This window comes from Pseudoalteromonas sp. UCD-33C, assembly GCF_001306895.1.
Lineage (GTDB): Bacteria > Pseudomonadota > Gammaproteobacteria > Enterobacterales > Alteromonadaceae > Pseudoalteromonas.
On the sequence record NZ_LJTB01000002.1, the window covers coordinates 334,286 to 347,432 of the forward strand.

General features: G+C 39.9%; 13 protein-coding genes. 10 read left to right on the forward strand and 3 right to left on the reverse strand.

Features of this window, described 5'->3' with window-relative positions; translation table 11 throughout:
- Positions 1-66: 66 nt before the first annotated feature.
- The 3 genes from AOG26_RS04785 to AOG26_RS04795 are packed head-to-tail and all read left to right on the forward strand — an operon-like array spanning position 67 to position 1,247.
- A complete protein-coding gene (locus AOG26_RS04785; RefSeq protein ID WP_054553896.1) occupies positions 67-498 on the forward strand; it encodes a DUF3859 domain-containing protein in 432 nt (143 codons plus the stop codon).
- A 21-nt stretch (positions 499-519) separates the two neighbouring features.
- Entirely contained in the window at positions 520-930 is a 411-nt protein-coding gene (locus tag AOG26_RS04790; RefSeq protein WP_054561449.1) for a GFA family protein, read from the forward strand.
- A gap of 5 nt (positions 931-935) precedes the next feature.
- On the forward strand, positions 936-1,247 hold the full coding sequence (locus AOG26_RS04795) for an antibiotic biosynthesis monooxygenase family protein (RefSeq protein WP_054561450.1): 312 nt from the start codon (positions 936-938) through the stop codon (positions 1,245-1,247).
- Between the two features lie 536 nt (positions 1,248-1,783).
- Here the strand turns inward: AOG26_RS04795 and AOG26_RS04800 are convergent.
- Both AOG26_RS04800 and AOG26_RS04805 read right to left on the reverse strand, forming a co-directional pair.
- Positions 1,784-2,992 (reverse strand): porin, encoded by a 1,209-nt coding sequence (locus tag AOG26_RS04800; RefSeq protein ID WP_054561451.1) that lies wholly within the window; start codon positions 2,990-2,992, stop codon positions 1,784-1,786.
- Between the two features lie 171 nt (positions 2,993-3,163).
- Positions 3,164-3,685 carry a TetR/AcrR family transcriptional regulator gene (locus tag AOG26_RS04805; RefSeq protein WP_054561452.1) on the reverse strand — a complete coding sequence of 174 codons (522 nt, stop codon included), beginning with the start codon at positions 3,683-3,685 and terminating at the stop codon, positions 3,164-3,166.
- Between the two features lie 206 nt (positions 3,686-3,891).
- Here AOG26_RS04805 and AOG26_RS04810 point away from each other — a divergent pair, with 206 nt between their 5' ends.
- The 7 genes from AOG26_RS04810 (at position 3,892) to AOG26_RS04840 (ending at position 12,444) form a co-directional block, all read left to right on the forward strand.
- Complete coding sequence (locus tag AOG26_RS04810) at positions 3,892-5,478, forward strand: ABC-F family ATPase (protein WP_082401562.1); 1,587 nt, start codon at positions 3,892-3,894, stop codon at positions 5,476-5,478.
- A gap of 260 nt (positions 5,479-5,738) precedes the next feature.
- Positions 5,739-6,221 (forward strand): 5-(carboxyamino)imidazole ribonucleotide mutase, encoded by a 483-nt coding sequence (gene purE, locus AOG26_RS04815; protein ID WP_054561454.1) that lies wholly within the window; start codon positions 5,739-5,741, stop codon positions 6,219-6,221.
- Between the two features lies 1 nt (position 6,222).
- Positions 6,223-7,371, forward strand: a complete 1,149-nt coding sequence (locus AOG26_RS04820; RefSeq protein WP_054561455.1) for a 5-(carboxyamino)imidazole ribonucleotide synthase — start codon at positions 6,223-6,225, stop codon at positions 7,369-7,371.
- 197 nt (positions 7,372-7,568) lie between these two features.
- The gene (locus tag AOG26_RS04825; RefSeq protein ID WP_228482543.1) at positions 7,569-7,757 is read left to right on the forward strand and encodes a DUF2798 domain-containing protein; all 189 of its coding nucleotides are present in this window, start codon (positions 7,569-7,571) and stop codon (positions 7,755-7,757) included.
- The gene (locus tag AOG26_RS04830) at positions 7,754-8,686 is read left to right on the forward strand and encodes a YeiH family protein (protein ID WP_054561457.1); all 933 of its coding nucleotides are present in this window, start codon (positions 7,754-7,756) and stop codon (positions 8,684-8,686) included. The genes AOG26_RS04825 and AOG26_RS04830 overlap by 4 nt, the downstream gene beginning before the upstream one ends.
- Positions 8,683-9,846, forward strand: coding sequence for an endonuclease/exonuclease/phosphatase family protein (locus AOG26_RS04835; RefSeq protein WP_054561458.1), 1,164 nt, complete (start codon positions 8,683-8,685; stop codon positions 9,844-9,846). The genes AOG26_RS04830 and AOG26_RS04835 overlap by 4 nt, the downstream gene beginning before the upstream one ends.
- Before the next feature lie 105 nt (positions 9,847-9,951).
- Positions 9,952-12,444, forward strand: a complete 2,493-nt coding sequence (locus tag AOG26_RS04840; RefSeq protein ID WP_054561459.1) for a prolyl oligopeptidase family serine peptidase — start codon at positions 9,952-9,954, stop codon at positions 12,442-12,444.
- A 73-nt stretch (positions 12,445-12,517) separates the two neighbouring features.
- On the opposite strand, the gene AOG26_RS04845 is transcribed toward AOG26_RS04840, so the two are convergent.
- Positions 12,518-13,111 (reverse strand): hypothetical protein, encoded by a 594-nt coding sequence (locus AOG26_RS04845; RefSeq protein WP_054561460.1) that lies wholly within the window; start codon positions 13,109-13,111, stop codon positions 12,518-12,520.
- Between the last annotated feature and the right edge of the window lie 36 nt (positions 13,112-13,147).

Genomic DNA, 13,147 nt, shown 5'->3' on the forward strand with positions numbered 1-13,147 from the left:
ATCTTGTTCTGCTAGGGTTGCTACTATAAAATAGCGCCTCATTTTTAAAAAGGAGCGCTTGCAGCTATGGCAAAAGCCAAACCAATTACCAGTATTGAAAGTTACGGCATTTACAGTCATTGGGATGCAAAAGAAAAAGACCTGCCTCAAATTACCGAATTTACAACAGACGTTCCTGCACAGTTAGATATTGAATTTGGCTTTATTGTTAATATTAAAAAGGCTAAAGGACAAAAAATTAAATTTTGCGTTTATCACCCAGATATCCCCGATGAAGATGGCGAGATCATGCCACCGTTTGAGGGCGAACAGTACGTTAAAACAAACGATTGGCAGTTTTATTTAGGTGATACGATATGGGCGCCTGTTGATAATAAAGTAGGTATTTGGCGCATGACTATTGAGTTAAATGGCCATATAATTGCTGATAAATCCTTTAACTTATTAAAGGAAGCCGAAGGCACTGCCACTGAATTTTGGAAGCATCGCGGTTATTAATCTTTAAACCTGAGAGGGACTATGTATCAAGGAAGTTGTTTGTGCAGCAAAGTAAAAGTAACTATTGCTGGTGGCATAGACTCAATTATTCATTGTCATTGTTCTTTATGTCGTAAAAACTCAGGCACAGCCTACGCAACCAATGGCTTTATTCAACGAGATGGTTTTAACCTCACAGAAGGTAAGCAGCATTTAAGTGCGTTTGAATTTAAACCCGGCAGAATTCGCTATTTTTGTAGCTGTTGTGGCTCGCCTATTTATAGCGAGAATAAAGATGACCCAAGCCGCTTACGTATTCGCTTAGGTTTATTAGATAGCGATATAAACGAGCGTCCGATTAGCCATAACTTTGTAAGCTCTAAAGCAAATTGGGATACGTTTAACAAAGAAATCCCATGTTATGATGGTTTTGAACCAAGTAGAGGGAAGTAACAGCCATGATAGCGAATACACCAAAACCGCCATATTACGCCGTGATTTTTACGAATATCTTATCTAACGATACCACCGGTTATGAAGAAGTGGCTAATAGAATGGTAGAACTTGCAGAGCAACAACCTGAGTACTTAGGTATGGAGTCTGTTCGTGATGGTTTGGGTATTACGGTGTCGTATTGGCAAAGCTTAGATGCAATAAAAGCCTGGAAACAAAACGTTGAGCACTTAAACGCCCAACAGCTCGGCAGAGACAAATGGTACAGCGCCTTTACAACGCGTATAGCTAAAGTAGAACGTGATTATTCATTGTGATAGTCATTAACCACAATAAGAACACATCATACTGTTTTGGGATTAATTTCAATCTCAGCATAACCGCTAAATTTAAGCTTTTTAATAAGCAGGGTAAGTGTGTAGGATCTAAAAAGGAGCTCATGAAATAATTAGCCACAATCACATTATTTGGAAGCGAAGAGTCAAAAGGGTTTAAACGTTTGATTCCAAAAAACACTCAATACTTGTTTAACTTAAATGTGCTTAATGTAACTAGCATCACACCAATAGCAAAGCCCATTACTAAACCACCTGACAAATCTGAACTAACACCAAATACCGTATCCGATTCTCTGACATTTGTTAGCCAGTGAAAGAGCATGAACGAAACGCTAGATATTGATGAAAGTAGAATTAGCTTTACCTTGTTAGACACAACAACCTCAAATATTGACGTATTTTAATTTTAAGATTGTTAAGTAATAGCAGTTGTTGATTGATATTGCGAACAATCTTGAAAGTGTGCAATTGGATTAGAAAAAAGCCCACAATAATGGGCTTAGTGTTTATCGTAACTACAAAGTGTAATTAAAACCAATGGCAATACCATCATCTTCAGTTTGTGACATCTGCGCTTCTTGTTCTGCGTCATTACTCGAAAAGTCGCTAAAATCTTTACGGGCTTCAATATATAAAATGGTGTCTTCTGCCATAAAGTAGTGCGCACCTATCACAGCAAATTGGCGTTTAAACACATCTTCAGGGTCGGCATTAAAGTTCGGCTGAATAACATAGTCACTACCTGCATCAAAAACGTTATAAGCAACAAAAGTACGTATGTCATTATCAAAGCGATAGCTTAAAATAGACTCTAAACCAACAGCATCTTTTATTAAGCGGCCTAAGTTGTCGGTATCGTGGTTTTCGTTTTTATTGATATTCGCTGATGCATACCAACCCGGATTATAAAAATCACCATAGGTAATGCCCATACCATAAATTAAATCGTTTACTGATTGATTTCTGCCACCGGCGTATACAATATCGAACTGGCCGCGGTTAACACCGGCAGTGACTTTTAAATTAGGGCTAACCGAGTAGGTGAGAGCTGCGCCATAAGTCGAGTTAAATTCTACTTTTTGTGCAGCATTGTTTCCTTGGTTCCAAAGTACTTCACAAGAGCTTCTTGAAATATCAACGATGTCGCAGGTATAAAATTCATCAGATTTTAACTGTGCTTGAAGCGCTAAATGAAAATCACCCCAGGTATTACGATACTGCAGTACTTTATCGCCGCGACCTGTGCCATTCACAGCACCATCATCTTTATTGTAGGTATAAACGCCTGCAGCGTTACCATCCCACACTAAGCTGTAGTTGGTGTTGTAAACAACGTCGTACCATGCACCCCATTGTTTACCTAATGTAACTTGGCCGTAATCGTCATGTTTAAGGCCAACATAGCCTAAGCGGTTATATAAAAACTCATCTTGAATTGTTTCAAAGCGATTGTTGTAAACGATATCACTACTACCAACAGGGTTTACTCCCCATTCAAGTAAAGCAAACGCTTGCCATCCACTTTTTAATTGGCGCTTAAAATCAAAATTAATGCGTGATGCACCATTTACTACCTCAGTTTCGCCTTGCGTATTAATAACTCTTGCATCGATAAAGCCTCCAACAGTAACGCTATTGGTTTGATCGTTATAGATCTCGATGGCAGTGGCTGTAGGTATGGCAAGCATGCCTGCAACAAATAAGGCAGTGTGTGTTCTTTTCATAAAGTACCTTGATTAAATATTGTCCCTAATAGGTATAATTTAGTTAAGGAACGGAGATTATCAAAGCTAAAATAGGGTCAAAAGTGAAAAATTATCATGCAACAAACCGACTTCGAGGAAAAATTATTCACTTTAGGTTCACTATATTGAATTATCAATGAGTTACTAAGCCTAAAAAATAGACACTTTCTGGCTTAGCGTTCTGAGCATAAGTTTAGTGTTTGGGGTTTCGGCGCCTAAGCCATACAACAAGGTCATAAAATAGCAGTCGAGCAATATAGCTGCTTTTACTTTATTAAATTGCGGTTGGTCGGCAAAAACCAATGATTGAATTAGCTCCATGTGTTGTTGCTGGAATGATTGCGAAAATAATCGCTGGCTAAAGAGCACTTTATAAAAGCGGTGATGTAAACAATAAAACTGATAAAAATATTGTGCGTAATGATTAATCTTTAAGCGAGCAGGGCGGTGTATGTCGGTTTCTTTTGCGCGCTCTAACACATCATTGAATTTATCTTCGAGGCAAGCTTCTAAAATAGCCACTTTATCTGCAAAATGATTAAACAAGGTGCCAACCGCTATGTTGCTTGCTGCTGAAATTTGCCGTGTAGAGGTATCGTTAAACCCTTGCTCAGTAAAAAGGTGCCAAGCCGCATCTAAAATACGTTGGTGAGTGTCTCCATGTTTGCTCATTCTTAACCTACTGTTTGTATTTAGTTATTTTGAAAGTGAGCGTGCTCATATAATTAAGTGAGCGCGCTCACTAAAGGTAGTCGTAAGTGTTGATCTTGTAAAATTAGCCTGTGTATTTAATTAAACTTTCATGGCGTGCCAAGCGGCTTTAGTTTAAAATTGCACGCAGTTTCGTTTTTACTTTTTACCCGCTGGAGGGTACCGTTATCATAAGTACAGCTAATATCACCATGCAATTTGGTGCTAAACCTTTATTCGAAAATATCTCAGCAAAATTTGGCGATGGTAACCGTTACGGTTTAATCGGTGCGAATGGCTGTGGTAAATCAACCTTCATGAAAATCCTAAGTGGTGAACTAGAGCCATCTTCAGGCAATGTCAGCACAGATCCAAACGAGCGTATTGCTAAACTAAACCAAGACCAGTTTGCTTACGAAGAGTTTTCTGTAATCGACACAGTGATCATGGGTCATAAAGAGCTGTGGGAAGTAAAAAAAGAACGTGACCGTATTTACAGCTTACCTGAGATGAGCGAAGAAGACGGTATGCGTGTAGCAGACCTAGAAACTGAATTTGCCGAAATGGATGGTTACTCAGCAGAAGCTAAAGCGGGTGAGTTACTAATTGGTGTAGGTATTGGCACAGAGCAACACTACGGCCCTATGTCAGAAATCGCGCCGGGTTTTAAACTGCGTGTGTTACTTGCGCAGGTGCTGTTTTCTGATCCAGATATCATGCTACTCGATGAGCCTACCAATAACTTGGACATTTACACCATCAAGTGGCTAGAAGACGTGCTAAACCAGCGCGACTGTACCATGATCATCATTTCGCACGACCGTCACTTCTTAAACTCAGTATGTACACACATGGCTGACATCGATTACGGCGAGCTTCGTATTTACCCTGGTAATTATGATGAGTACATGTTTGCTGCAACGCAAGCTCGTGAGCGTCTACTAAGCGAAAACGCGAAAAAGAAGAGCCAAATTGCCGAACTTCAACAGTTCGTATCGCGCTTCTCTGCGAATGCTTCAAAAGCGAAACAAGCAACATCACGTGCTAAACAAATCGATAAAATTCAGCTTGAAGAAGTTAAAGCTTCTTCGCGTCAAAGCCCGTTTATTCGTTTTGAGCAAGAAAAGCAATTATTCCGTAATGCCTTAGAGCTAACAAATTTAACACAAGGCTTTGAAGAAACGTTATTCAGTGGCCTTGAAGGCCTGGTTGAAGTAGGCGAGCGCATTGCAATTATCGGTGAGAACGGTGTTGGTAAAACCACACTATTAAATACTCTTGCTGGTCGTTTAGCACCGAAACAAGGTGAATTTAAATGGTCTGATAACGCTAATATCGGTTATTACGCACAGGACCATGCTGACGAGTTCGAACAAGACATGAACTTATTTGAGTGGATGGAACAATGGCAACAAGAAGGTGACGACGAACAAGTTGTTCGTAGTTTCTTAGGTCGTATGCTGTTTTCACAGAACGATATCAAAAAGTCAGTAAAAGTGATTTCAGGTGGTGAGCAAGGCCGTATGCTGTTTGGCAAAATTATGATGCATAAACCAAACATCTTATTAATGGATGAGCCAACCAACCACATGGATATGGAATCTATCGAAGCGCTTAACTTAGCACTTGAAGCATACGAAGGGACATTATTGTTCGTATCTCACGATAGACAATTTGTATCATCACTTGCAAACCGTATTTGGGAAATCAAAGACGGTAAAGTTATCGACTTTAAAGGTACATACACTGAGTACCTAGCAAGCAAAGAAGCTTAATTAGCTGATGAGTGATTAAAAGCCATGCTGTCATGGCTTTTTTGTGCTTCTAGAGTCGCATCTTGATGTGGTCTAAGAGCGATTTATACTGCGTTATCGATTTTAACAATAGAACCTCTATTATTTACATCAACGCCTTGCAAAATCGCTTTTAATTCCAACTGAAACTCGCATCTTGATGTGAGTTAGGTATATAATACCCGCCACAAAATAAGGACAAAAGTCCGCTTTTTAGAAAACTATTTAACTGAGGTGTATTTATGACTGTTGGCATTATTATGGGTTCCAAATCAGACTGGCCAACGATGGAACATGCGGCGTTAATGCTAGAAAAATTCGGCATTGAATACGAAACTAAAGTTGTTTCTGCTCACCGTACCCCTCAATTACTTGCTGACTATGCAAGTTCAGCTGCAGAGCGCGGCATTAAAATTATTATCGCAGGCGCCGGTGGTGCTGCGCACCTACCAGGTATGGCTGCGGCGTTTACATCACTGCCAGTTTTAGGTGTACCAGTTAAGTCTAAAACACTTAATGGTGTTGATTCATTATTATCTATTTGCCAAATGCCTAAAGGTGTTGCGGTAGGTACTCTTGCTATTGGTGAAGCAGGCGCTGCAAATGCTGGCCTTTTAGCGGCACAAATTTTAGGTTGCCAACAGCCTGAAATCTTCGCAAAAGTAGAAGCTTTCCGTAAAGAACAAACAGACACTATCTTAGCTAACCCTAATCCTGCAGAGTAATATGAATATTCTAATTTTAGGTGCAGGTCAGTTAGCTCGCATGATGAGCTTAGCGGGTGCACCTCTTGATTTAAATGTTGTTGCCTACGATGTGGGTAGTGAAAAAATCATTCATCCATTAACTGGTGAAGTTCATAACAGCACATTACAACAAGCTATTGATAACGCAGACGCGATAACAGCAGAGTTTGAACACATTCCTGATGATGTACTTACACTATGTTGTCAAAGCAATAAGTTTTATCCGGGTAAAGCGGCAATTAAAACAGGTGGCGACCGCGCACTTGAAAAAGCATTACTTGATAAAACAAGTGTTGAATGCGCGCCTTACCAATTAATTACAGAAAAAGCACACCTTATTGCTGCCGTAGAGCGTTTAGGCAAGCCGCTTGTGATCAAAACTTGCCAAGCAGGTTACGATGGTAAAGGTCAGTGGCGCTTAAAGTCTGATGATCAAATTGACCAAATCTGGTCAGAAATGGCAGATTTTATAGCATCAGGCACTGAAAGTGCGCCGCATTCTATTATCGCTGAAAAGATGATCCCATTTGACCGTGAAGTATCTATCATTGGTGCACGCGACAAAGCGGGTAACACCGTTATTTATCCATTGACTGAAAACCAACACACCAATGGTGTACTTACGCTTTCAGTTGCGGGTAAAGAAAAAGCAGCAATTCAAGAACAAGCAGAGCTGGCATTTAACAAGTTAGCGCAAGAACTTGATTATGTAGGTGTATTAGCAATTGAGTTTTTTGATGTACAAGGTACGTTATTAGTAAACGAAATTGCACCACGCGTTCATAACTCAGGTCACTGGACACAGCAGGGTACACATTGCTCACAGTTCGAAAACCACATGCGCGCTGTTGCAGGCCTACCATTAGGTAGTACAGAGTGTCTTCGTCCTACTGCTATGATCAACGTATTAGGTCAGCCTTCAATCCCACATTCAGTACTCGCAACGCAAGACGTTACTAGTCACTGGTATGGTAAAACGGCTAAACCGGGTCGTAAGATGGGTCATATCAATGTATCGGCCGATAACCTTCACCAATTAGGTGAGCGTTTAGCGGCACTGGCTGAAATTCTGCCAGAGCAAGACTACCCAGGTGTAGCAGCTACCAGCACTCAACTTATTTTAAACTAATCAGTTTAAATTCTTAAAAGCCGAGTTTATCTCGGCTTTTTAATCGCTATTATATATCCACAAACTTCGCTAATTTTGTACCTCTTGTCTCAAAGCACTTGCGTCAGGAACATCTTGCTATAGACTAATATTTTTATTATTAATATTAGTTCGTTATGTTACATCCTCGATTTAGAACAGTCGTATTTGCGTTCTTTATGGCGCTGTTTATGTCTGGATTTATGTCTTTAGTGATCAGCATCTTTAACGTTGGTTTAATCGATAACATTGCAACCATTTGGCTTAAAGCATGGGCTTTTGCATTTTGTGTGGCATTTCCTACCGTTATTTTTGTTGCACCTGTGGTGCATAAGCTAACCAATAAACTTATCAGAGCACCGTTGTGATAGCCGAACGCCCAAAGCAGTTTCTATTTATTGCGCTATTTTTAGTATCAGCATTACCATTTGTTGGTTCTGCTACGGCACTTGTAGTAGGTGCTTTATTTGCAATGATATTGGGTAATCCATTTGCAGCACAGTCACAAAAAATAAGTAAATGGATGCTAAAGTTGGCGGTAATTGGCTTAGGTTTTGCTGTTGACTTTAATCAAGTAATAGAAGTAGGGCGTAGCTCTATTGTGCTTACTATTGTCAGTATTACCGCTATTATTGGCCTTGGTGAAATTTTATCTCAGTTATTTAAGTTAAATAAAAACACCGGTGTACTTATTTCATTTGGTACTGCCATTTGTGGTGGTAGCGCAATTGCTGCAATGGCGCCGGTTATAAAGGCCAAAGATCACGAAGTAGCTATATCACTCGCTGTGGTGTTTTTATTAAATGCCCTTGGCTTAGTGTTGTTTCCGATGATTGGCCATTACTTTGGCCTGACTGAGCAACAATTCGGTGTTTGGGCTGCACTTGCGATTCACGACACAAGTAGTGTAGTGGGGGCTTCCGCTGCGTATGGCGCATCAGCGCTTGCTATTGCCACAACCATTAAACTTACTAGAGCGATGTGGATAATCCCTTATACAAGTATTGCGGGTGTGTTTTGGAAATCAGATGAAAAAGCAAGTATCCCGTTGTTTATATTTGGTTTTTTAGCGGCGGCGCTGATTAATTCGAGCTTTCCTGAGTATCAAACACTGTGGCATGCACTCAATGTTGGTGCTAAACAAGTGTTAGTAATGACCTTATTTTTGATTGGTAGTGGTTTATCTATTTCAGTCTTAAAACAAGCGGGCATTAAACCTTTTATCATGGCGATGATCTTATGGATCATTGTCAGCAGTATTATTTTACTACTTATAGTAGACGGATTTATTTCATGAAAAACGCTTTATTAACTTCTTCAATAGCAGTGGCTGTAGGCTTATTTGCAAACAATGTATCGGCTGCTGATTTACGTGTTGCTACCTTTAACGTGAGTATGGATGCAACCAACTATGCTAAAAAAGGCGAAGCAATAGATAAAGACGCTTTAAGCAAAGCATTAGCGAGCAACCACCAGCAAATTCGCAATATTGCCGAAATTATTCAGCGCGTAAGACCTGATGTAATTTTACTCAATGAGTTTGATTATATTGATGCCGACAAAGGCATTAACGTATTTCGTAAAAACTACCTGCAAGTATCGCAAAATAAGCAAGTTGCCATCGATTACCCGTATTACTTTATTGCACCTGTTAACACTGGTTTACCTACTGAGTTTGACCTAGACAACGATGGTGTAAAGGGGCATTACAAAGGTGACGCACACGGCTTTGGCTTCTTTGAGGGGCATTATGCAATGGCCGTATTGTCGCGCTACCCAATCGATTTAGATAAAGCGCGTACATTACAAACATTCAAATACAAAGATATGCCAAATGCACAAATGCCTATTGACCCTAAAACAGGTAAAGACTGGTATTCAGCTGAAGAGTGGCAAGCAATTCACCTAAGCTCTAAGTCTTTTTGGGATTTACCAATAGATGTAAAAGGCAAAACGTTTCATTTGCTTGCATCGCACCCAACGCCGCCTGTTTTTGATGGTGACGAAGACCGTAACGGTAAGCGTAACCACGATGAAGTACGCCTAGTTGCTGATTACATTAACAATGCTAACTACATTTACGATGATAAAGGCCAAAAAGGTGGCTTAAAAGCGAAAAGCCGCTTTGTTATTGTAGGTGATTTAAATGCTGCGCCAGAAGGGGGTAAAGCACGCCCGAAAACCACAGACCAAATTTTAAAAAATCCATTAGTGAATACTTCTTTTACGCCAACAAGCAAAGGCGCTAAAGAGTCGTATAAAGAAGCTTACGCTAAAAACTATACCGCTTATTGGCAAGCTCGTGCTGATTACGTTTTACCATCAAATTATGGTATTGAGATAAACGATGGTGGAGTTTTTTGGCCACAGAAAAGCTCTGAACTGTTCCGTTTAATTAAAGATCGTAACGCATCATCTGATCACCGTATGGTATGGCTTGATATCAGCTTAAAATAAGCTGTTATTAAACGGAAATCTTTGGCTGTTTATCCTATAAAAATTGCTATTTCATAAGTGCTTCTGCTTAAATAGGGCGAATTATAATAACCCGTAAGAAGCACTATGAAATTCAAAACCACTGCTAATAAAACGTTAGTGGCTCTCGCAGTCGCATCTAGCTTCATGCTAGCAGGTTGTCAATCAACCGCCTCAACGCCTTCTGAAGAACAAGTTACCAATGTAGCACCAGTTGTTGTTACTCCTGCTGATACAGGTTCAGCTGAAATCACGTTAGAGCAAGCAATGGCTCACCCTGATTGGTTAGGCCGTCAGCCTGAGCGTGCTTTCTGGAATGGTGATTCTAACAGCATCGTTTATGCACAAAAGCAACAAGGCAATGAGTTACGCGATTTATACGTTCAAGCGGTAAATAGCCAATCTGCATCACAATTAGCGTTAAACAAACTACACACTGTAGGCGCTAAAAATGCCGTTTATTCTGCAGATAAAAAGCAACAGGCTTATGCATTTGAAGGTAATATCTTCGTTAAAAACCTAAGCACTGGTCAAATTACACAAATCACTCACGACAGCGCACAGCAATCAAAACCACAGTTTTTAACTGATGGTAGCCTTGCATATCGCCAAGGTAATGCATTTTATAAAGTTGATTTAGCAACGGGTCGTCAAGTTGAATTAGTTAACTTACACCTAGACGATGCACCTAAAGGTGTACAAGAGCCAGACACTTACATTGCAAAAGAGCAGCACAAACTAATTGATTACATTGCGCTGACGCACAAAAACAAAAAAGATCGTGAAGAGCGTAAAGCACAAATTAACGAGCAAAACGATAGCATTGCTAACGCACAATTTTATTTAGGTAAAGGTAAGCGTTTAGCCGATGTACAGCTTTCACCAAATGGCCAAGCCCTTGTTGCAGTAACCACAGAAAGCCGTTCATGGCGTGATGAAGGCGATATAATGCCTAATTACATTGCCGATGATGCACGCGTAAAAGCAGAAAAAGTACGCCGTCGTGTTGCTGATGAAAAACCAATCAGCTCAGACGTTGTTTACATTGACCTTAAATCAGGCGAGCAAACAACCCTTGCATTCGATACCTTACCAGGTTTTGATGAAGACGTACTTGCAGCAGTTAAGAAAGAAAACTACGCTCGTGATGGCAAAACTTATAAGTCTGAAAAAGCACCACGTGCCATCAACTTAATGATGGATTGGGGCTGGGACCAAAGTGCAATCCAATGGAACACAGATGGTTCAAAAGTGGCTCTTATGCTTGAAGCATGGGACAACAAAGACCGTTGGTTAGCCACTGTTGATACACAAAACAACAAACTTGTTTCGCAGCACCGCTTACACGACGATGCATGGGTAAACTATGCATACAATGATTTTGGTTGGTTGAACAACTCAGACACACTTTACTATTTATCTGAAGAGTCTGGTTACAGCCACATTTACAAAAAGCCACTTAATGGTAAAGCAACGCAGCTTACTAAAGGCCAATTTGTTGTTTCTAACTTAACGTTAACGGCTGATAACTCAGCGATTTACTACAAAGCAAACGTTGAGCACCCAGGTCTTTACGAAATCTATCGTGTAAACCCTGCAACCGGTGAGTCTGAGCAAGTAACCAACCTTGATGGTATGACTGATTATCAGTTAAGCCCAGATGAAAGCAAACTATTGCTAACTCATTCAAAAATTATGTCGCCGCCTGAGCTTTATGTTGCTGATGCAAAAGCAAATACCCAAGCAACTCAGTTAACGCACACAGTATCTGACGAGTTCTTAGCGAAAAAACTAATTGCACCTAAGATTGTTGCTGTACCTTCAAGCCACACTGATCAGCCAATTTATGCAAAAGTATATTACCCAGCTGATTATAAAGAAGGTGAAACAGGTAAAAACCGTAAAGCGGTTATCTTTAACCACGGCGCTGGTTACCTACAAAACTCACACATGGGTTGGTCTGGTTACTTCCGTGAGTTTATGTTCCACTCACTATTGGCTTCAGAAGGCTACGTAGTAATGGACATGGACTACCGTGCATCGAAAGGTTACGGCCGTGATTGGCGTACAGCTATTTACCGTCAAATGGGTACACCTGAGATCCAAGATTTAGCAGATGGCGTAAGCTGGATGGCAGACAACGCAAACGTAGATACACAAGCTGTAGGCACTTATGGTGGTTCTTACGGTGGTTTCATGACGTTTATGGCGCTATTCACACAACCTGATTTATTCAAAGCAGGTGCTGCACTTCGTCCGGTAACTGATTGGGCTCACTACAATGGTCCTTATACGTCTAACATCTTAAACCACCCAGATGTTGACCCAATTGCCTATGAAAAGAGCTCACCAATTTACTTTGCTGAAGGTCTTAAGAGTCATTTATTAATTAATGCGCCTATGGTTGATGACAATGTATTCTTCCAAGACTCAGTACGCTTAGTACAGCGCTTAATTGAGCTAGAAAAAGAAAACTTTGAAACAGCGATCTTCCCAGTTGAACCACATGGTTTTGTACAACCATCAAGCTGGTTAGATGAATACCGCCGTATTCATAAGCTATTTAAAGAAACGCTTTAATTAATAAGCGTAAATGAAAAACAGCCACTTTAAGTGGCTGTTTTTGTTTGTAATAGAATTTATCTATAAAGGGTTATTTGCAATGAAATTCACTCACATCGAGTACAGTCTTGCTTTGCTCTGAGTCGTTTTCAAAAATTAAATTATCACCCTCTAAACTCATTTTATAGTCTCTCATCCATGATAGATTGGCTATTAACTCCAATTCATAGCGATTAAACGAAACAGGACACTTTAAATACACATAATGGTGAGCAGTTCCAAAAGCTCCAGGGTCTGATGTGTAGACATAAAAGGTGCGATATTCAAATGCCTGTTCTTGGTGAACGTAATCAGTATTTGAGTTAAATATGTTGTTGAATAATATAAGTAAGCCAATACCAAAGAACATTAAGCATGAATATAAAATACTAAGAATAAGGGTCAAATGAGCAATAATTTTATTCTTAAACGATTCTTTAACGATACTGTATTTTGCTAACAACAGACAAAACCCAATACAAAGTGAGCAAAATACTATGATGTAATAAATATTATCAAGGCTTGCCATAAACGTTGGTGAAACAAATTTTAAGTTTACCAATTGGCCAAATAGCCCAGCCAATAGAGGCCCGTAAAGACAGAATAGTATAATGCGAAGGTAAATATGTCCTTTATTTTCATTCATTTAAAGTTCCTTTTTCGAGTTAAAAGAGCAGTTGTA